Source organism: Gammaproteobacteria bacterium (assembly GCA_013696315.1).
Classification (GTDB): Bacteria; Pseudomonadota; Gammaproteobacteria; order JACCYU01; family JACCYU01; genus JACCYU01.
The window spans coordinates 1-20,952 of sequence record JACCYU010000098.1 but is presented as its reverse complement, the minus strand read 5'-3'; the positions used below and the strand labels follow the sequence as shown (position 1 = coordinate 20,952).

Genomic DNA, 20,952 nt, shown 5'->3' with positions numbered 1-20,952 from the left:
ACGCTGCTCCACCGGATGCAGCGTCCGGCGCTCTTTTAGCAGCGACGGCGACCTCGTCGCCAAACGAACAGTTACAATGCTTGGCGTATTCCAGACCAGTCCACTATTTTTTCTGCTGGCGACCGGCCTGCTCGGGGTGGTGGTCGGGAGTTTTCTGAACGTCGTCATTCATCGCCTGCCCATCATGATGCGGCGGACATGGACCCTTGAATGCCAGGCGTGGCTGGGCGACAAACAAGGCGCGGTCGATGATAGCGGCGAGGAAACCTATAACCTGCTGACACCGCGTTCCCACTGCCCGAACTGCGGTCACAGCATCGGCGCGCTGGAAAACATTCCCATCATCAGTTACACGGCGCTGGGCGGTCGCTGCGCCAAATGTCACGCGCCGATCTCGCGGCGTTATCCGCTGGTCGAGGCGCTGACCGCGCTGCTATCGGTAATTGTCGCGTGGCGCTTCGGATTGACGTGGATGACAGCGGCCGCATTGCTGTTTACCTGGGCGCTGATCGCACTGTCGTCCATCGATCTGGACACCAAACTGCTGCCGGATTCGATCACCTTGCCCGGGCTATGGCTGGGCGTGCTGCTGAGCATGGGCGGTTTATTCACCGACCTGCAAGCCAGCGTGCTGGGGGCGATGTTCGGTTATCTGAGCCTTTGGTGCGTGTATCACATCTTCAAACTGATAACCGGCAAGGAAGGCATGGGCTACGGCGACTTCAAGCTTCTCGCCATGCTGGGCGCGTGGGCCGGCTGGCAGGCGCTGCCGCTGATCATATTGCTCTCATCGGCCATCGGCGCCCTTGTCGGCGTAGGTCTGATACTAATTCTGGGCCGTGATCGCAACGTGCCCATACCGTTCGGCCCCTATCTGGCAATGGCCGGATGGATCGGGCTGTTGTGGGGAACACCGATCACCGATTGGTATTTGCGTTACGCGACCTAGCGGGCTGTTGAAAAACAGCCTGCTAGTGCGGGGCATGGATGCCCCGCACGCGAAGCTGACGTACCCCGAAGCTGAAGTACAATAGCCGCATGCTTACCATCGGGCTTACCGGCGGCGTCGGCTGCGGCAAGAGCACGGTCGCGGCGCTGTTCGAGAAACGGGGCGCGCCGGTGGTGGACGCCGACGTGATTACGCGCGAACTCACTACCCCCGGGTCTCCTTCGCTAGAACGTATCGTCGAAACCTTCGGTGCGCATCTGCTGATGCCCGACGGACGGCTGGATCGCAGCGCATTGCGGCGGCTGGTGTTCGATCAACCGCCCGCGCGTCGCCAGCTTGAAGCCATTCTGCATCCGCGCGTGCGTGAAGAGATTTCGCGGCGTCTGGGCCAGCTTTGCGCGCCGTACGGCCTGGCGGTGATCCCGCTGCTGGTGGAATCCCGCATGCAGGATACGGTGGATCGCGTGCTGGTGGTCGATTGCGAGGAAGTGCTGCAGATCGCGCGCGTCAGCACGCGCGACGGGTGTTCGCCGAGCGCCGTCCGCGCCATCATGGCGACCCAGGCGTCACGCGCCGCGCGCCGCGCCGTCGCCGACGATACCATCGTTAATGATGGCGTCGCCGATGCTCTCGAAGCTGCGGTCGAACGACTCCACGAACGGTATCTCGAACTCGCCGCCGGGCGCACCCGGAGCGCTTGACCCCCGGCCTGCCGCCGGTTACTTTGCCGTCATAACCAGATTGCGGAAAGCTGGCATTCCGACCGCAGCGCCGCGACAGATCACGGAGCCATCGCGAAGTGAATCAGATCGTCACCTACGAACAGCCGTTGAACGAGCGCCTGCGCACGTTCCTGCGGATCGAACAGCTCATGGAGAATTTCGAGCACTGCCTCGAGCGCGATACGGCATGGGATACACACGGCGCACTCATGCTGCTGCTGGAGATCCTGAATCTGGGCGCCAGAGTCGATCTGAAAAGCGACCTGATGATGGAACTCAAGCGTCAGATCGCGAACATGGAGCGGCTCGAACAGGCACCAATGGTGGACAGCAGCCGCCTGCACGGCATCGTGGAACGCCACCAGCAGCTGATCGCGTCGCTGCACGCCCAGAGCGGCCAGCCGGGAGCGGCGCTAAAAAACAACGAGTTCCTGAACAGCATCAGACAGCGCACCATTATCCCGGGCGGTACCTGCGATTTCGATCTACCCGCTTATCACTATTGGCTGTCCGAACCGGTGGCGGCGCGCCATGACTTGCTGCGAACCTGGATCGCGCCCTTCACGAACATTCACGCGGCCGTCGTCAATATTCTCAGTCTGGTGCGCGAGAGCGCTAGCCCGCAACGGACGCGCGCCGCCGCGGGCTTTTATCAGCAGAATCTGGATGTGAATCAGCCTTACCAGTTGATCCGCATACTGCTTAGCGAAAAGTCCGGCTATTATCCGGAGATCAGCGCCGGCAAGCACCGTTTCACAGTCCGTTTCCTGCGGCAACCCACACCGGATACCCGCGGGGTGCCCGTGGACAAGGATCTTGAATTCGCGCTCGCCTGTTGCGCACTGTGATATATCCTCCGGCGCGTTGCCGAGGTTACGCCTGACACCGATAACCATGCGAAAAGCTTCGTCGGAAGGACCAAGGCGATTAATCGCTTCGATGACCGCACCATAGGGATCGAATAGCCGCGATTCCCTGGCCGCCGCCGCGCCGCGCGCGACCAATGTCACGTGGCGACATGCCGCCCAGGGCGTAGACCGGCATCATCGCCTGTTCGCAAAGCGCGCGAAAACCCGGCCAGCCCAGCGGCTTGGCGACCGGGTGACTGGGGGTGGCCCTGATCGGCGACACGAGGGCAAGGTCGGCGTGGATTGTGTTAGCGAAGGTGAGTTCCCGCGGATCGTGGCAGGCGACCGACAGCAGATAATCAGCCGCCAACGGTCTGGTGCGCAGACACAAGAGCCGCGTGCTGTTGACGTGCACGCCATCGGCGCCGAGACGCATCGCCCACTCAGGCTCAGCGTTGACCAGCATACGGGCGCCATGTGCGTGACATCGGTCGAGTGCGGCGTGGGCGAGATTGGCATAGCCAACCTGGTCCATAGCGGGCGCCCGCAGTTGCACGAGTTTGATGCCCATCTTTAGAGCTGCTTCCAGATTCTCGATGAAGCGGGCCGCATCCGGCCCGGGTGGCGGCGTGATCAGATAAAGCTCGGGCAAGTCCAGCGCTTTCAGGATCGGTAAGTTCGCGGCGGGAAACGCGAAGCGCATAAGTTCGCTCGGCGCGCTCCAGGCAAGCCGCTGGCCCTCTCGGCCAAGCGGCTCGCCTTCATAGCGGGTCACTTTCCAGACGTCGAGCAGCACGGCCTTGTCCGGGTAACGGTGACGGACCTGAATCAGTGGGGCGAATTTCCGCGCGCGCACGCCCAACTCTTCGAACAGCTCGCGCGACAAGGCGTGCGCGGGCGCTTCGCCGGGTTCCACCTTGCCGCCGGGGAATTCCCACTTGCCACCCTGATGCAGATGGTCCGGACGCCGCGCGATAAGCACCCGGCCGGCCTTGTCGAATAGCGCAGCGGCGACCACGTGCATGAATGTCTGGGGCATCGCGGCTTGCGGCGGCGCCGGATGGCTAGCTGCGATATTCCGCGTTGATGCGCACATACTCGTACGACAAATCCGATGTCCATACGCGAAACGAGCAGGCGCCACGGTGCATATCCACCCCCACCACGATCTCCGACTGGCCCATGACGCGCCTGCCCGCAGCTTCGGTGTACTCCTGCGCCACGGCGCCACTACGCGCCACGCACACGTCATCCAGAAATATTTCCACGCCTTCGATAGCCAGATCCTCGACATCAGCGCGCCCCACCGCCGCGAGTATTCGTCCCCAGTTCGGATCGCTGGCGAAGAAAGCGGTCTTGACCAGCGGCGAGTGCGCGACCGTAAACGCCACGCGACGCGCCTCATCGACAGTGGCCGCGCCAGTCACTACCACGGTTATAAACTTGCTCGCGCCCTCCCCGTCTCGCACGATCGCCTGCGCCAGCTCGTTTGCGGTCTCGTTCAGGGATGATTGAAATTGCGCGCGCGCCGCATCCGTGTCGATATCGACACCGGATTGGCCCGTGGCAATGAGCACGCAGGCGTCGTTGGTGGAGGTGTCGCCATCGACCGTGATGCAGTTGAACGATGCATCGACCGCAATTCGCAACGCGGCATCCAGCATTGCCTGCGGCACGCGCGCGTCGGTCGCGATAAACGCAAGCATCGTCGCCATGTCGGGCCGGGTCATGCCCGCGCCCTTGGCGATGCCCGTAATGCTCACGCGCTGGTCTGCTATTGTCACCACCCGGGAAGCGTCCTTGACCACGGTATCGGTGGTCATGATCGCCTCGGCCGCCCGTAGCCAGGCATCCGGCGCGAGTTCCGACAGCGCGGCGGGAAGCGCGCGCACGAGCCGGTCTACCGGCAGGCGTTCGCCGATGACGCCGGTGGAAAATGGCAGCACTTCGTCAGGCTGGCAGCCTGTCTTTGCGGCCAGCGCCGTGCAAGCCGCCAGGCAATCCTCGATCCCATTCACGCCGGTCCCGGCGTTGGCGTTGCCGGCGTTGATGAGCAGATAGCGGGATGCGCGCGCGGCGAGGTGGCGGCGGGCGATGACGACCGGCGCGGCGCGGAATGCGTTGCGGGTGAACTGGGCGGCGATGCGGCTGCCGGGCGCCAATTCGATTAGCGCGACATCCAGACGGCCTTGATAGCGGATAGCAGCCGCTGTCGCCGCCAGCCGCACGCCGACAACCGGCAATAGCTGCGCAGGCGGATTCAGACCGACGGCCACGGTCGCGAGTGCTTACAATTTATCGAGATGTTACAGAGGTTTATCGAGATTCCACCGGGTTTATCGAGAGCCCGCTAACACTAGCAGCCATCAGACCAGCCTGCCGTGGCACTGCTTGAACTTCTTGCCGGAACCGCACCAGCATGGTTCGTTGCGCCCGACCTTGCGGCCCTGCCGGCGGTAAGGCTGATGCGCAGGTGCGGTCGCCGGCTCGGCGGCCTCGGGGCTCGCATCCGACACCGGATGTAGCGCGCTGCCAGCATCGGCGTGCTGATACTGCATGGCGGGCGTCTGGCGGTTCTCCCGCTCCAGTTCATCGAGCTGCTGCTCGGAGCGCACCTGCACCCTGGTGAGGATGGACACCACCGCATGCTTGATCTGCTCCAGCATCTGCTGAAACATCTCGAACGCCTCGCGCTTGTATTCCTGCTTGGGATTTTTTTGCGCGTAGCCGCGCAGGCCAATGCCCTGACGCAGGTAATCCATCGCGGCCAGGTGATCCTTCCAGTGGCCATCCAGGATCTGCAGCATTACGTCGCGCTCGAAGCGGCGCATTGCCTGCGCGCCGATCAGCTGCTCCTTGTCGGTGTAGATGCCGGTGATCTCGGCCAGAATACGCTCCCGCAAAGGCTCCTCGTGCAACGACTGATCCTCGTCCAGCCACCTCTGTATCGCCATCGGGCGGCCGAACTCGCGTTCTATGGCCTCGGTGAGTCCCGGCACGTCCCACTGCTCCTCGATACTGCCGGGCGGGATGTACTGACTGATCACGCCATTGACGACATCCTGACGGATGGCGGCGATGCTGTCCGAGATGTCGTCGGCCTCCATCAGTTCGTTGCGCTGCTGATAGACGACCTTGCGCTGATCGTTGGCGACGTCGTCGTATTCCAGCAGGTGCTTGCGGATATCGAAGTTATGCGCCTCCACCTTGCGCTGAGCGTTTTCGATGGCGCGCGTGACCCACGGATGCTCGATCGACTCGCCCTCCTTCATGCCCAGCCGCTGCATCAGCCCCTTCACCCTGTCGGAGGCGAAGATGCGCATGAGATTGTCTTCCAGCGACAGATAAAAGCGGCTGGAACCGGGATCGCCCTGACGCCCGGAGCGCCCTCTGAGCTGGTTGTCGATGCGCCGCGAATCGTGACGTTCGGTTCCGACGATATGCAGCCCGCCGGCGGCCAGCACCTGCTCGTGCCGCTGCCGCCACTCGTTTTCCACTTTTTGTCTGGCGCCTGGGTCGGCGTCTTCGCCCAGCGCGGCCAATTCCACATCCAGACTGCCGCCCAGCACGATATCGGTGCCGCGACCGGCCATGTTGGTGGCGATGGTGACAGTGCCGGGCCGCCCGGCCTGCGCGATGACGTGCGACTCCGCCTCGTGCTGCTTGGCGTTGAGCACCTGATGTTTGATGCGGCTCTTGTTGAGCAGGCCGGACAGCGTTTCCGATGCTTCGACCGACGCGGTGCCGACCAGAAGCGGCTGCCCTTCAGCAACGCAGGCCTTGATATCTTCGATGATGGCCTGGAATTTCTCGGCGATGGTCAGGTACACCAGATCGCCCATGTCCTTGCGGATCATAGGCATGTGCGTGGGGATGACGACCACTTCCAGGTTGTAGATCTGATGAAATTCGAAGGCCTCGGTGTCGGCGGTGCCGGTCATGCCGGACAGCTTTTCGTACAACCGAAAATAATTCTGGAAGGTGATCGAGGCGAGCGTCTGGTTCTCGTTCTGGATGGGCACACCCTCCTTGGCTTCGACCGCCTGATGCAACCCCTCCGACCAGCGCCGCCCGGGCATGGTGCGTCCCGTGAATTCATCGACGATGATGACTTCGTTGTCGCGCACGATGTAGTCCACATCCAGCTGGAACAGTGCGTGCGCCCGCAAAGCCGCGTTTAGGTGATGCATCAGGCCAATGTTGCCGACGTCGTAAAGGCTTTCGCCGGGCTTGATCAGATCGGCCCCGGCCAGCAGCTGTTCGACCTTGTCGTGGCCTTCCTCGGTGAGATACGCCTGTTTGACCTTCTCGTCCACGCTGTAATCGCCGGGCCCATCTTCTTCCTGCTGGCGGGATAGCTTCGGGATGAGCAGATCGACGGCGGCATAAGTCTGCGAGTTCTCACTGGTGGGGCCGGAGATGATCAGCGGCGTGCGCGCCTCGTCGATCAGAATGGAATCGACTTCGTCGACCACCGCGAAGATAAGGTCTCGCTGCACCCGGCTGGACTTGTCGAAGGCCATATTGTCGCGCAGATAATCGAAGCCGAATTCGTTGTTGGTGCCATAGGTCACATCGGCCGCGTATGACGCACGACGGGAGGTCGAGTCCATGCCGTTGACGATAACACCCACGGTCAGGCCCAGGGCCTGGTAGACCTGCCCCATCCACGCGGCGTCACGTCGCGCGAGATAATCGTTGACCGTGACGACGTGCACGCCACGCCCGGCCATGGCATTGAGGTACACCGCCAGCGGAGCCACCAAGGTCTTGCCTTCGCCCGTGCGCATCTCTGCGATCTTGCCATGGTGCAACACCATGCCGCCGATGAGCTGCACGTCAAAATGACGCATGCCGAGCGCGCGCCGGCTAGCCTCTCGCACCGTGGCAAACGCGTCGGGCAGCAACGCGTCCAGCGTTTCGCCCTGCGTCAGGCGCTGTCGGAGTCCGATCGTTTTTTCGGCCAGCGCGCTGTCGCTGAGCGCCTGCATTGCGGGCTCCAGGGCATTGATCGACCTGACCTGCTTTTGATAGCCCTTGAGAACGCGCTCGTTGCGGCTGCCGAAAACCTTTCTGAATACGGCGGTAACCATGGGGGTAGAACCAGTAAATGTTAGAAAAACGCCTGCACGCCGTACGATAACGGGTCTCAGCTACGATGTGTTCATGATAACGTATCTGCAACCATTGGTGGCCGGGTGCAAGCGCCTGACATCTCAAGCCATACAAATTATGCGGGGTCCTTACATGCGAACGTTAAACACGCTGATCGCCCCGGAGTTGCTCCGGCAGGCCCGGGCATTCGAATCGATGACCAGAGAACTGAGGACGTGTCTGAAGGACGAATGTGCGACGCATTGCTGGGTGGGCGGCATCCGTGAGCAAACTCTAGTGGTGGTGACGGACCATGCCGGCCACGCGACTCGTGTCCATTATCAACAGGGCGAGATACTCGAATGTATCAATAAAGGCTTCCGCTCGGAATTGCCAGCGCCGCTCATACGGCTCAGATTGAAGGTGCGACCCATGCCGGAAGCTCCGGTCAGGGACATTCGCCGTCCTACACTGTCCTCGGATAACGCCCGGCGCCTGCTGTCCACGGCGGACGGCATTGTCCACGCTGGTGTCAAGGCGGCGCTGCAGCGCCTTGCTCGTCGCGGCGACGCTGATTTCTGATTTCGACTCGCGCCTGGAGCAGCTACACTGCGGTGAGCGGACGGCTATAAGAGATCGGCGCCTGCCTGGCCTCGTCTTCGAATGTCACAGACTCCCAGGCGTCTTCCCGCGCCACCAGCGCGCGCAGCAGCCGATTGTTGAGGTCGTGGCCGGACTTGTAGCCGCTGAACGCACCGATCAAACTGTGGCCCAACAGGTACAGGTCACCGATGACATCGAGAATCTTGTGCCTGACAAACTCGTCTTCGTAGCGCAGACCGTCCTCGTTCAGCACCCGGTAATCGTCCAGCACCACGGCATTGTCCAGACTTCCGCCAAGCGCGAGCTGGCGTTCGCGCAACATCTCCAGATCGCGCATGAATCCGAACGTGCGCGCGCGACTCACTTCTTTTACAAATGATGTCGTCGAGAAATCGAGTTCGGCGTACTGCCCGTGATCCTTGAACACGGGATGATCGAAATCGATGGTTAATCCGACCTTGAAGCCGTCGAACGGATCGAAACGCGCCCACTTGTCGCCATCTTCCACCTTGACGGTCCGCTTGATGCGCACAAACTGCTTGGGCGCGGCCTGCTCGACGATGCCGGCGGACTGCACGAGAAACACGAACGGGCCGGCGCTGCCGTCCATAATGGGCACTTCGGGTGCACTCAGGTCCACGTATGCGTTATCTATGCCCAGTCCCGCGATCGCCGACAGCAGATGTTCGACGGTGGAGATCCGCACGTTCCCCTTGACGAGCGTCGTCGAAAGCCTGGTGTCGCCCACATTCTCGGGGCTGGCCTTGATTTCAACCGGGACATCCAGGTCAATACGGCGAAAAATCACCCCGGTATTGACTGCCGCCGGCCGCAAGGTGAGGTAAATTTTCTCGCCGGTGTGGAGCCCGACCCCGGTAGCCCTGATCGTATTCTTTAAAGTTCGTTGCTTGATCAATGGAATTTCCCGCTCAACAACCACACAGAAAAAGGGTTTTGCAAAATTGGGGCCACGCGCATAAATCGCGGTGGCATCGGTGACCGCTCGTGCTGGCCATTATGTCACACACGCTAAATCTGTCATCCCTGATTTGCGGATGCACTCGCACATGCCGCTGCGCTGACGAAAGTCGCGCTCGCCATGTAGGTCTGATCCCGGCCGCATTCTGCAATCCGACGAGTCCGTCGCGGCACCAAGCCATACGACAGCCCGACGGTGGATTGATTCCCGCCGCCGGCCCGCCCGCTAGCACTCAAGCTTACATTTACGTCCCCCGTGTTGCGTAGCCCTGGCCCGACATCTAGGCTGACGTGACGCCTGACATCAGTCTGCCTGGCGCCGCAGGAAGGCCGGTATATCGAGATAATCCAGATCGTAATCGCCGCGATCGGAGTCGAACTTGCCGGCCGGCCTTGCCTCGTTGCGCATAATCGTCGGCCGTTCCAGCTTGCCGTAATCGACCTCGCCGCTGGCGCGTTTTTCCACCAGCTTGACCGCCGGTTTCTGCGCGGCACTGGGCCGCGACCCGAGCCCGGTGGCCACCAGAGTGACGCGCAGATCACCACCCATGTCTGGGTCGATTACTGTCCCCACGACCACCGTCGCATCGTCTGACGCCATCAACTTCACCGTGTTGCCGACCTCATCGAACTCGCCGATGGACAGGTCCGGACCCGCCGTGACATTAACCAGAATACCCCGCGCGCCGGCAATATTGATATCTTCCAGCAAGGGGCTGGCTATCGCGGCCTCGGCGGCCACCCGTGCGCGGTGTTCGCCATGCGCCATACCTGAACCCATCATGGCCATGCCCATTTCCGACATCACGGTGCGCACGTCGGCGAAATCGACGTTGATCAGACCCCGGCGGGTAATCAGCTCGGCAATGCCCTGCACGGCGCCCAGCAGCACGTCGTTGGCGGACTTGAACGCGGATAGCAGGTTCGTGTCCTTGCCCAGCACGGCCAGGAGCTTCTCGTTGGGGATGGTGATCAGCGAATCGACGTGCTCGGAAAGTTCTTCGATACCCTTGCACGCGACCTGCATGCGCTTGCCACCCTCGAACGCGAACGGCTTGGTGACAACCGCGACGGTAAGAATACCGAGTTCTTTCGCCACCTCCGCGAGGATCGGCGCGGCGCCCGTACCCGTGCCGCCCCCCATGCCGGCAGTAATGAACAGCATGTCGGCGCCATCGATGACTTCCTGGATGCGGTCGCGGTCTTCCATCGCCGCCTCACGCCCCACGGTGGGGTTGGCGCCCGCCCCCAGCCCCTTGGTAATGCCGCTACCCAGTTGCAGCACGGTCTCCGCGCTGGTGTTCTTCAACGCCTGCGCATCGGTGTTCGCGCAGATGAAATCCACGCCGTCGATCGCCGCCTGCACCATGTGCTGTACGGCATTGCCGCCGCCTCCGCCGATACCGATGACCTTGATTACGGCGCTTCGATCGTACGAATCCATCAGTTCAAATGACATTTCAATCTCCCGTTACTAGGCTGAGTATTAATCGGCTTCAGAGATTGCCCTGAAACCAGCTTTTCATCCGTTTCCAGACCGCCGATACTCCCTTGTCGGCGAAGTTTTCCGCATTGCCCCCCTGGCGGCTGCGATAGCCGAACAACAGCAGACCCACCCCTGTTGCATGAATGGGGTTACGCACAACGTCGCTTAACCCCGACACGTACTGCGGCACGCCCAAGCGCACCGGCATGTGAAATACTTCCTCGGCGAGATCAATCACACCTTCCATCTTTGCGCTGCCGCCGGTCAGCACCACGCCAGCCGCCACCAGCTCTTCCAGACCGCTGCGTCGCAGATCGGCGTGCACCAGTGCCAGCAATTCTTCATAACGCGGCTCCACCACCTCGGCCAGAGTCTGGCGCGATAGGCGTCGCGAGGGCCGGTCACCCACGCCGGGCACTTCGATGGTGTCGTCCGGGTTCGCCAGCTGGCGCAGCGCGCACGCATATTTCACCTTGATCTCTTCGGCGTACTGCGTGGGCGTGCGCAGCGCCACGGCAATGTCATTGGTCACCTGATCGCCCGCCAGCGGGATGACCGAGGTATGCCGAATCGCGCCCTCGGTGAAGACCGCCACGTCGGTGGTCCCGCCGCCGATATCGACCAGGCACACGCCCAGTTCTTTCTCGTCTTCGGTCAACACCGCGTAGCTGGAGGCCAACTGCTCAAGAATGATGTCATCTACCTCCAGTCCGCAGCGGCGCACGCATTTGATGATGTTCTGCGCAGCGCTGACTGAACCCGTGACCAGATGCACCTTCGCCTCCAGGCGCACGCCGGACATGCCGATCGGCTCGCGGATACCTTCCTGCTGATCGATCACGAACTCCTGCGGCAGGATATGCAGCACCCGCTGGTCAGCCGGGATCGCCACCGCGCGCGCGGCGTCGATGACTCTGTCCACGTCGCTGGCCGTGACCTCGCGGTCCTTGATCGCGACGATGCCGTGCGAGTTAAGGCTCTTCACGTGGCTGCCGGCGATCCCGGCGTAGACTGAATGGATTTCGCAGCCGGCCATCAGCTCGGCTTCCTCCACCGCGCGCTGAATGGACTGCACGGTGGATTCGATATTGACCACCACGCCTTTCTTCATGCCGCGCGACGGGTGCTGCCCGATGCCGATGATTTCAATCTGTCCGGCATCGGTCACTTCGCCGACAATCGCGACCACTTTGGAGGTGCCGATATCCAGCCCTACGATCATGCTTTTCTCAGATTTTCTCGCCATTACCCTTTACTTACTGGTTGAATTCGCAGCGCCCGCGCCAGGTTTGCCCACGTGCTCCCAGGCGACCGCCAGACCGTTGGTGTAACGCAGATCGATGCTCTTGATGGAGGCGGCACGCGGCGCCAGCGCCATGGGATAAACGCTTGCGAGGCGCCTCACGCGAGCGCGCGGGTCGCCGCGCCCGATCTCAACCGGCACACCCCCGCCCAGCAGTAGATGCCACGCGCGCCGCTGGTCCTGCACCAGCGCGCTGGCCGTCAGGTCGGCGGACGACAAGGTCCGCGCAACGCGCCGATAAATGCGCAGCAGGTGTCGTGTGCGACCGGCCGGCCCGTGCAATACGGGAAATTTGTCGGAGACCTCACCATCGTGGGGCCTGAAGACGTGCCCGTCGCGGCTCAGCAGCGCATCGACACCCCAGCGCGCGACCGGCTCGTAGGCGCTGACGCGAATGCTTAATGTGTCCGGCCATTCGCGCCGCACCGACGCGCTCTCGACCCAGCTCAAGCGGTTTAGCGCGCGTTCTAGCGCCCGCAGATCGATCGTGAAAAAATTACCCGTGACCTGAGCGTCGACAATTTTTCGTACATCCGCACTGTCTTCCACGCCTTGCTCGAAACGCACGTGCTCGATGCGCAGCACATTCGGCTGACGTAACTTATGGATACCCAGCACCAGCAGCATCAGCACCGCGATCACGGCAAGCACCTCGATCCAGTCACGCCACGACAACGCGCGCAGCTTGAACTTGGTGCGCGGTTGCGCGCTCTGGCGGCGTTTCGCGCGCGCGAATCGGAACGTTGCCAATAGCCCTCTTCCTCGTGCTTCATGCTTCAGCGCGCGCCACCATTGAGGTTGCCAGAATGCGCAACACCAGCGTCTCCAGCTTGATGCCGGCAACAGCGGCCGCCTTGGGCACCAGACTATGGTCGGTCATGCCGGGCACCGTATTGACCTCCAGCAGCCAGGGCTGGTGGTCGCGGTCCAGCATCAGATCCACTCTTCCCCAGCCGCTGGCGCCCACCGCCACGAACGCATTCCGGCACAACTCGGCGATGGTTCGCTCCTCGTCCGACGGCAATCCGCACGGACAGTGATAGTGGGTCGTGTCGGTGAGGTACTTCGCCTGAAAATCGTAGAAACCGCGCGGCGTCTCCATGCGGATCAGCGGCAAAGATTCTGCACCCAGCACGCCAGCGGTGAATTCGCCACCGGCGATCCACCGTTCCGCGATCAACGTGTGGTCGTGTTTGAAACCGAGCGCGCAAGCGCCCTGCATGTCCTCGGCCCGCGTCACCTTGCTGATGCCGATGCTGGAGCCCTCGTGTATGGGCTTGATCGCCAGCGGCAGCCCCACGGTCTGGATTATGCTTTTCAGATCGGCGGCGTCCGGATCGGCGCCCGCCTTCACGACCGCCCAGGGCGGCGTCGGAAAGTTTGATTGCCGCCAAATCATCTTGGTGCGCAGCTTGTCCATGGTCAGCGCGGAGCCCAGCACGCCGCTGCCGGTATAGGGCAGCCCCAATACTTCCAGGGCGCCCTGGATTACGCCGTCTTCACCTCCCCGGCCATGCAGAACATTAAAAGCGCGCTGAAACCTGCCCTGCACGAGTTGCTCCAGCACGTCGCGGCCGGCGTCGATGCCGTGCGCGTCGACGCCGCAGCGCTTGAGCGCCGCCAGCACCGTCGCGCCACTCGTGAGCGAAACGTCACGCTCGGCCGACCAGCCGCCGTCGAGCACGGCGACTTTGCCAAAGGTCTTAGGATTGTTAATGTCGATACTCATCTAGTTTTCGGGGACAAGCCGTCCATGGCGCCTGGGTCCAGCCCGACCGTCCGTGGTCGGTCGCGCCGGGGAAATGACGCGTTAAGTGTCATTTCTCGCTCCGGCTCGCCCCACGATACGTACTTCGGGCACGAGGCGGACGCCGTGCGCGTCCTCGACCCGTCGCTGCACGAAGCCAATCAGCGCCTCGATATCCGCCGCGCTCGCTTCGGCATCGTTGATTATGAAATTCGCATGCATTGAGGATACGCACGCCCCGCCGATGCGATGACCCTTGAGGCCGGCCGTGTCGATCAGGCGCGCCGCGAAGTCGCCGGGCGGATTGCGGAACACGGAGCCGCAGCTTGCCACACCCAGCGGCTGGGTGACCCCACGGCGCGCGAGCAGCGCCTGAATCTCGCGTCTCGATACGTTCATGTTGCCGGCCTTGAGCGCCAGTTCGGCGGCCACGAACCACTCCTCGCAAGGCGGTTCCACGTGCCGATAATCCACCGAGAACTCGGAGGCTAAGCGACGCCGGATCACGCCCCGCCGGTCGATCGCGTCCACGGCCGCCACGACGTCCCAGGTCTGGCCGCCGAACGCGCCGGCGTTCATGGCCAGCGCGCCGCCCAGGGTACCGGGGATTCCCGCCATGAATTCGGCGCCCGCAAGGCTCCAGTCGGCGCTCCTGCGCGCGAGCTTTGCGCACGGGACGCCGGCCTGCGCCCTCACTCTTGAGTTATCCAGCCTGACCACGTCGTCGAGCGCCGCATGTGTGGCGATGACGGTGCCGCGCACCCCTCCATCGCGCACCAGCACATTGGTGCCAAGCCCCAGCCACGTCAGCGGCTCGTCCGCTGCGGTCTGACTCAGAAACAACGCCAGATCGTCCAGGTCCGCTGGCCGGAACAAGCGGTCGGCGGGTCCGCCAACCCGCCAGCTGTTCAAGCCCTTGAGCGGAACATTCGAACGCAGTGCACCACGCATTACGGCTGTCGCGCGCGCGGCCATCATTGCACGCGCGCCTCGGCTGCAAGCCGCGCCGGCAGCGCCGCCGCGGCGGCGCCGATGCTGCCCGCGCCCAGGGTGAGCAATAGGTCGCCGTCGCACAGCAGGTCGTTCAATATGGCGGGCAACTCGTCGATGTCCTCGACGAAGATGGGATCGAGTTTGCCGCGTACTCTTAGAGAACGGCATAGCGCGCGGCCATCGGCGCCGGCGATTGCGTTTTCATTGGCGGCGTACACTTCCAGCAGCACAACCACGTCCACCTCGTTGAGCACCTGCGTAAAATCATCGAACAGATCGCGCGTGCGGGTGTACCGGTGCGGTTGAAATACCAGCACCAGCCGCCGGTCCGGCCAGCCCGCGCGCACCGCGGCCAGGGTGGCCGCGATTTCCGTAGGATGATGGCCGTAGTCATCGACCATCGTGATCGTGCCGCCGCGGATGACGAGATCGCCATACGCCTGAAACCGCCGCGCGATGCCCTCAAATCCGTGCAGCGCGGCCTGGATTGCCTCGCCTTCCACACCCAGCTCGTGCGCCACCGCGATTGCCGCCAGCGCATTGCGCACGTTGTGACGGCCGGGCAGATTCAACGCTATCTCGATTTCCGGACCGGAGTGCGGCAGCTTCACGCGGAAGCGGGACTGCGTGCCGGCGTGCGATACGTCGCGTGCGCGGATATCCGCTTTCTCGTCAATGCCATAGGTCATGAACGGGCGCGTGATCAGCGGGAGGATCGCGCGCACCTGGTCATCGTCGACGCACAATACCGCCAGCCCGTAGAACGGCAGGTGATGCAGAAACTCCACGAACGCCGCGCGCAGTCGCTGAAAGTCGCCTCCGTAAGTACTTAAGTGATCGGTATCGATATTGGTGACCACGGCGATTACCGGCTGCAGATGCAGAAACGAGGCGTCGCTCTCGTCGGCTTCCGCCACAAGAAAACGGCCACCGCCGAGCTTCGAATGACTGGCGGTGCTGTTGACCCTGCCGCCGACGACGAAGGTCGGGTCCAGCCCGCCCTCGGCCAGCAGTGCTGCGATCAGGCTGGTGGTGGTGGTCTTGCCGTGCGTGCCTGCCACCGCGATGCCGTAGCGAAAGCGCATCAGCTCGGCCAGCATCTCGGCGCGCTGCACCACCGGAATGCGCTGCTCGCGCGCCGCGGCCAGCTCTGGGTTATCGGCGGGCACCGCGCTGGATACCACCACGACGTCGACGCCGGCCACGCCACTCGCCACATGGCCGCAGCGCACCCGCGCGCCGAGCTCGCGCAGGCGAGCGGTCATTGTGTTTTCCGTAAGGTCCGATCCCGTCACCTGGTAGCCGAGATTCAACAGCACTTCCGCGATGCCGCCCATACCGGCGCCGCCGATACCCACAAAGTGCACGCGGCGGATGCGGCGCATACCGATGTCCTGCGGCTGGGTCACGACGAGCCCTCGCCGCCGCGCGCGCACGAACAGGCAGCACCACTGGTGCTCGCCGCCAGGCACAGGCGCGCGACCTCGTCGCTGGCGTCTGCACTGGCATGATCCCGCGCGGCGCGCGCCATCCGTAACAGCCGCTCGCGGTTGACGACGCCATTGGTAATAAAATCTTCGAGCAATGCCGGCAGCCGCGACGCAAGCGCCGCGTCAGCTACCACCACCGCCGCGCCCGCCGCGCTCAAAAACTGCGCGTTGGCGGTCTGATGATCGTCCACGGCAAACGGATAAGGCACCAGTATCGCGCCCGCGCCGGCGGCCGCCAGCTCCGCGATGGTGAGCGCCCCGGCGCGGCACAGCACCAGATCGCTCCAGCGATAAGCCGCAGCCATGTCTTCGATGAACGCTTCTACTCGTGCCTCGACACCCATCTTGCGGTAGCACGCCGCCGCGCCGTCGATGTGATGGCGTCCCGCCTGATGCCATACCTCGGGACGGGTTTGCGCGGGCAGGCGCGCCAGGGTCGTCGGCACGATCTCGTTCAAGGTTCTGGCGCCAAGACTGCCACCCAGCACCAGCAATCGCAGGCGTCCGTATCGGTCGCGCATACGCTGCTCCGGCGCCGGTATCGCGGCGATATCGCTACGCACCGGATTGCCGACGAATATCGCCTTGCTGTTGTTAAAAACGTCCGGAAAGCCGTGCAGCACCTTGACCGCCAGTGGCGCCAGCAACCGATTGGTCAGGCCCGCCAGCGCGTTCTGTTCGTGCACCAGCAGTGGCCGCCCGAGCAGAAACGCCGCCAGGCCGCCGGGACCGGCAGCAAAGCCCCCCATGCCGAGCACCGCGCAAGGCCTGTGAAGCCATACGATACGCAACGCCTGTAGAATCGCGATGGTCAGTTTCAACGGCGCCAGCAGCCAGGTCATCGCGCTCTTGCCGCGCAGGCCACCGACCGTCAGCCGCGCCATAGGAATTCCAGCCGCCGGTACCACGCGCGCTTCCAGCCCCTTGCGCGTGCCCATCCACACAACCGGCACGCCCATGCGCAGCAGGCTGCGGGCGACCGCAAGCGCCGGATATACGTGGCCGCCGGTGCCGCCGGCCAGAATCATCACCGGTCTGCCACGGTTCACGACGTTTGCTCCGCCGCCACATCGCAGGATTCGCAATGCACGCGCAGCAGCAGCCCCAGCGCCACGCACACCACCACGATACTGCTGCCGCCAGCGCTCATCAGCGGCAAAGTCAGCCCCTTGGTCGGCAGGATGCCTAAGTTAACGCCCATGTTGATGAAGGCCTGCAGACCCAGCCACATGCCGATACCGTAGCTGACACTGGCCGCAAACCCCTGTCCGCAGCGTTCCGCCGTGCGCCCCAGGGTAAAGGATCGCCATACCAGGAGACTGTACAGCGCGATTACCCCGGCCATACCGGCCAGACCCAGCTCCTCGGCCACCACCGCGAACAGAAAATCGGTGTGTGCCTCCGGCAGGTAAAACAGCTTCTGGATACTGTCACCGAGTCCGACGCCCCACCACGAACCGCTGCCGATCGCGATCAGGGACTGAGTGAGCTGAAAGCCGGTGTCGTATGGGTCGGCCCAGGGATTCACGAACGCCGTAATGCGCTCCAGCCGGTAAGGCGACGACATCGCCAGCGTGCTTAAGGTCACGCCGGCGCCGGTCAGCAGCAACGCGCACTGCCAAAGCCGCACACCCCCGAGAAACAGCATGCCGAGGCTGGTGGCAAGCAGCACCGCCGCCGCCCCGTAGTCGGGTTCCAACAATAACAGGACACCGATGACGCCGAGTACCGCCAGCGGCGGGAGGACCGCCCGCACGCCGGTGCGCAGGCCCATGGCGTGCCGGTCGATGTAGGCCGCCAGATAGACGATGACGAACAGCTTGGCGAGTTCGGAGACCTGCAGACTGAATCCTCCGAACGCAAGCCAGCGGCTGCTGCCGTTGACCGTCTTGCCCGCACCCGGAATCAGCACCAGCGCCAGCAGAAAAACCACCGCGATCAGCCCAGGCTGACTGGCATTGCGCCACCATTCGAGGCGCACCCCATACATTGCGGCCATCGCGACCAGGCCAATCATGATGAAAATCAGCTGGCGTTTGAAATAATAGAGCGGATCCCCGGTCAGACTGTCTGCGATCCCAAGCGATGCGGAAGAAACCATCACCAGGCCAACGCCCAGCAACAAGGCGGCGTATATGATCAGATTGACATCGATCCGCTGACGCACACGCGCCGGCAGAATCGTCCGTTCTCTCGATGCCTGCGGCACAGCGCTCACGGGAACAGCCTGCGCACGGCGCTCATGAAATGCTCGCCGCGCTCGGTGTAGCTGCCGTACATATCGAAACTCGCGCACGCCGGCGACAGCAATATCTGATCTCCCGGTCGCGCGAGCGTTGCGGCGTGTGCGACCGCGGCCTCCATGTCGTCCACCATCATCACTGGCGCGGCGCCCGCGAGCGCGTCGGCGATGCGTCCGGCATCGCGACCCAGCAGTATCAGCGCGCGCACGCGGGTCTTGACCGCCGGGCGCAGGGGCGCGAAGTTGGCGCCCTTGCCGTCGCCGCCGGCAATCAACACCACTGGTCCGGGAAGCCCGCCGAGCCCCGCCACCGTGGCGCCGACATTCGTGCCCTTGGAATCGTTGTACCAGGTAACGCCGTGACTCTGCGCCACCCACTGCATGCGGTGCGGCAGGCCGGTGAAGAATTTTAGCGTATGGCACATCGCCTCGTGCGCGAAGCCCAGCGCGTCGCCCAGCGCCAGCGCGGCGAGCGCGTTGCTGGTGTTGTGGCGACCGTTTATGCGCAGTTCGTCTTCCGCCAGCAACCGTGTCGCGCCCCGGAACAGCCAGGCGCGGCCGTCAGCGACGCGCAGTCCGTAATTTTCCGCGGCGGAGTTTTCCGCAGGCGGGGCATCCAGACCGAAACTGACGGTGACGCAATTGTCGCGCACCATCGACATCACGGCGGCGTCGCCACGATTGACCACGCACACCTGTGCCCGCTCGTAGACACGCGCCTTGGCGGCCGCGTAATCATGCAGGCCGGTGTAGCGATCCATGTGATCGGCGCTTACATTCAGAACCGCGGCCGCAGCCGGGCGCAGACTCTGCGCCGTTTCCAGCTGAAAGCTGGACAGTTCCAGCGCGTACAGGTCGGGGCCCGGGGTTTCGATTAGATCCAGCGCAGGTGTGCCGAGGTTGCCGCCGGCGCGCACCAGACGGCCGGCGTCGCGCGCCATCGCGGTCAGCAGGGTAGTTACCGTGCTCTTGCCGTTCGAGCCGGTTATAGCGGCCACGGGCGCGTTAGCCTCACGCGCGAACAGCTCGATATCGCCGATGACTTCAAGACCGGATGCGAGCGCTTGGCGCAGTGCCGGGTCAAGCAATGACACCCCGGGACTCAGCACCACTCTAGACATCTGGCTGATCAGTTCGGGATTGAGGGCGCCCAGATGAACCTTGGCCTTTGGCGCGATCTCACGCAGCCGTGCCAGTCCCGGGGGCGCGACTCGAGTGTCCGCGACCTGGAAGGGCAGACCAAGAGCTGCCAGATGACGCGCGACCGACAGACCGGTGGCGCCCAGACCGATAATCAGCGTTTTCTTGAGGGGGCTGACAACCATGTCTGCTACGGCGGCTATCACGTCAACGGATCTTCAGGGTCGCGAGACCGATCAGCACCAGGATCACAGTCATGATCCAGAAGCGCACGATCACGCGCGGCTCCGGCCACCCGCGCAACTCGAAATGATGGTGCAGCGGCGCCATGCGGAAGATGCGCCGGCCGGTCAGCTTGAAGCTCGCCACCTGCAACATTACCGACACGGTTTCCATCACGAACACGCCGCCCATGATCAAGAGCACCAGTTCCTGCCGGACCAGGACGGCGATGATGCCTAAGGCCGCGCCCAGCGCCAGCGCCCCCACGTCGCCCATGAATACTTGCGCGGGATAGGCGTTGAACCATAAAAAACCCAGCCCTGCGCCGACCATTGCGCCGCAGAATATGGTCAACTCCCCGGCGCCCTCGACCGCCGGGATCTGCAGATACTCGGAAAAGTTCGCGTGACCACTGGCGTAGGCGAAGATGCCCAGCGCGCCCGCCACCAGCACGCTAGGCAGAATCGCCAGCCCGTCCAGACCGTCGGTCAGATTCACCGCGTTGCTGGCGCCAACGATCACCAGATACGTCAGCGGGATAAACCAGGCGCCCAGATCGATAATCACGCTTTTGAAAAACGGTACGATCAGTTCCGTCTCCACCGGCGACTGCGCGCTGAAGTACAGGAAAGTGGCGGCGCAAACCGCAATCACCGATTGCCAGAAGTACTTGACACTCGCCGGCATGCCGCGGCTGTCGCCCAGCACCAGCTTGCGGTAATCGTCGATGCCGCCGAGCAGCCCGAACGCCAGGGTCACGGCCATGACCACCCACACATATCGGTTGGTGAGATCGCTCCACAGCAACGCGCTGATGGTCACAGCCACCAGAATCAGTGCGCCGCCCATAGTCGGCGTACCGGATTTGGACAGATGCGTCTGTGGGCCATCGGCGCGTATCGCCTGCCCGATCTTGTACTCGGTCAGGCGGCGGATCATGGGTGGTCCCACCACGAACGAGATGACCAGCGCTGTCAGCACGCCGAAGATGCCACGCAGGGTAATGTATTGAAAAACGAAAAAACCGTCATGAAACTGGCCCAGGTACTCGAACAGGCTAAGCAGCATGATCATGCTCTGCGCCCGGTGTGCGAGGTTAACCGTTGTCCAGCAGCGCCTCCACCACCTGTTCCAT

General features: G+C 63.2%; 18 protein-coding genes. 4 read left to right on the top strand and 14 right to left on the bottom strand.

The genetic code is table 11. The features are described 5' to 3' along the window. Positions 1–76 precede the first annotated feature (76 nt). The 3 genes from H0V34_05735 (at position 77) to zapD (ending at position 2,519) form a co-directional block, all read left to right on the top strand. Positions 77–949: a prepilin peptidase gene (locus tag H0V34_05735; protein MBA2491212.1), complete on the top strand. Its 873-nt coding sequence runs from the start codon at positions 77–79 to the stop codon at positions 947–949. An 89-nt stretch (positions 950–1,038) separates the two neighbouring features. Further along, entirely contained in the window at positions 1,039–1,650 is a 612-nt protein-coding gene (locus H0V34_05730; protein ID MBA2491211.1) for a dephospho-CoA kinase, read from the top strand. 98 nt (positions 1,651–1,748) lie between these two features. Next, positions 1,749–2,519, top strand: a complete 771-nt coding sequence (gene zapD, locus H0V34_05725) for a cell division protein ZapD (GenBank protein ID MBA2491210.1) — start codon at positions 1,749–1,751, stop codon at positions 2,517–2,519. Between the two features lie 79 nt (positions 2,520–2,598). Here the strand turns inward: zapD and H0V34_05720 are convergent, their stop codons facing one another. The 3 genes from H0V34_05720 to secA form a co-directional block, all read right to left on the bottom strand. After that, on the bottom strand, positions 2,599–3,558 hold the full coding sequence (locus H0V34_05720) for a Nudix family hydrolase (protein MBA2491209.1): 960 nt from the start codon (positions 3,556–3,558) through the stop codon (positions 2,599–2,601). Between the two features lie 25 nt (positions 3,559–3,583). Beyond that, entirely contained in the window at positions 3,584–4,795 is a 1,212-nt protein-coding gene (gene argJ, locus H0V34_05715; GenBank protein MBA2491208.1) for a bifunctional glutamate N-acetyltransferase/amino-acid acetyltransferase ArgJ, read from the bottom strand. Positions 4,796–4,885: 90 nt separating this feature from the next. Further along, entirely contained in the window at positions 4,886–7,612 is a 2,727-nt protein-coding gene (gene secA, locus H0V34_05710; GenBank protein MBA2491207.1) for a preprotein translocase subunit SecA, read from the bottom strand. 154 nt (positions 7,613–7,766) lie between these two features. Between secA and H0V34_05705 the strand changes: the two genes are divergently transcribed. Continuing rightward, complete coding sequence (locus tag H0V34_05705) at positions 7,767–8,195, top strand: DUF721 domain-containing protein (protein MBA2491206.1); 429 nt, start codon at positions 7,767–7,769, stop codon at positions 8,193–8,195. A gap of 22 nt (positions 8,196–8,217) precedes the next feature. Here the strand turns inward: H0V34_05705 and H0V34_05700 are convergent, their stop codons facing one another. The 11 genes from H0V34_05700 to H0V34_05650 form a co-directional block, all read right to left on the bottom strand. Next, the gene (locus H0V34_05700; protein MBA2491205.1) at positions 8,218–9,132 is read right to left on the bottom strand and encodes a UDP-3-O-acyl-N-acetylglucosamine deacetylase; all 915 of its coding nucleotides are present in this window, start codon (positions 9,130–9,132) and stop codon (positions 8,218–8,220) included. A gap of 366 nt (positions 9,133–9,498) precedes the next feature. Then, positions 9,499–10,653, bottom strand: a complete 1,155-nt coding sequence (ftsZ, locus tag H0V34_05695; GenBank protein ID MBA2491204.1) for a cell division protein FtsZ — start codon at positions 10,651–10,653, stop codon at positions 9,499–9,501. 37 nt (positions 10,654–10,690) lie between these two features. Further along, complete coding sequence (ftsA, locus tag H0V34_05690; GenBank protein ID MBA2491203.1) at positions 10,691–11,926, bottom strand: cell division protein FtsA; 1,236 nt, start codon at positions 11,924–11,926, stop codon at positions 10,691–10,693. Between the two features lie 6 nt (positions 11,927–11,932). Further along, on the bottom strand, positions 11,933–12,733 hold the full coding sequence (locus H0V34_05685) for an FtsQ-type POTRA domain-containing protein (protein MBA2491202.1): 801 nt from the start codon (positions 12,731–12,733) through the stop codon (positions 11,933–11,935). Positions 12,734–12,752: 19 nt separating this feature from the next. Next, positions 12,753–13,712, bottom strand: a complete 960-nt coding sequence (locus H0V34_05680) for a D-alanine--D-alanine ligase (protein MBA2491201.1) — start codon at positions 13,710–13,712, stop codon at positions 12,753–12,755. Positions 13,713–13,793: 81 nt separating this feature from the next. Further along, positions 13,794–14,708 carry a UDP-N-acetylmuramate dehydrogenase gene (murB, locus tag H0V34_05675; protein ID MBA2491200.1) on the bottom strand — a complete coding sequence of 305 codons (915 nt, stop codon included), beginning with the start codon at positions 14,706–14,708 and terminating at the stop codon, positions 13,794–13,796. Further along, on the bottom strand, positions 14,705–16,108 hold the full coding sequence (murC, locus tag H0V34_05670) for a UDP-N-acetylmuramate--L-alanine ligase (protein ID MBA2491199.1): 1,404 nt from the start codon (positions 16,106–16,108) through the stop codon (positions 14,705–14,707). Before murC ends, murB begins: the two co-directional genes overlap by 4 nt. Before the next feature lie 20 nt (positions 16,109–16,128). Beyond that, the gene (gene murG, locus H0V34_05665) at positions 16,129–17,241 is read right to left on the bottom strand and encodes an undecaprenyldiphospho-muramoylpentapeptide beta-N-acetylglucosaminyltransferase (protein ID MBA2491198.1); all 1,113 of its coding nucleotides are present in this window, start codon (positions 17,239–17,241) and stop codon (positions 16,129–16,131) included. Positions 17,242–17,258: 17 nt separating this feature from the next. Next, the gene (ftsW, locus tag H0V34_05660; protein ID MBA2491197.1) at positions 17,259–18,431 is read right to left on the bottom strand and encodes a putative lipid II flippase FtsW; all 1,173 of its coding nucleotides are present in this window, start codon (positions 18,429–18,431) and stop codon (positions 17,259–17,261) included. Next, positions 18,428–19,780 (bottom strand): UDP-N-acetylmuramoyl-L-alanine--D-glutamate ligase, encoded by a 1,353-nt coding sequence (locus H0V34_05655; GenBank protein ID MBA2491196.1) that lies wholly within the window; start codon positions 19,778–19,780, stop codon positions 18,428–18,430. Before H0V34_05655 ends, ftsW begins: the two co-directional genes overlap by 4 nt. A 22-nt stretch (positions 19,781–19,802) precedes the next feature. Beyond that, the gene (locus H0V34_05650) at positions 19,803–20,885 is read right to left on the bottom strand and encodes a phospho-N-acetylmuramoyl-pentapeptide-transferase (protein MBA2491195.1); all 1,083 of its coding nucleotides are present in this window, start codon (positions 20,883–20,885) and stop codon (positions 19,803–19,805) included. Positions 20,886–20,952 lie beyond the last annotated feature (67 nt).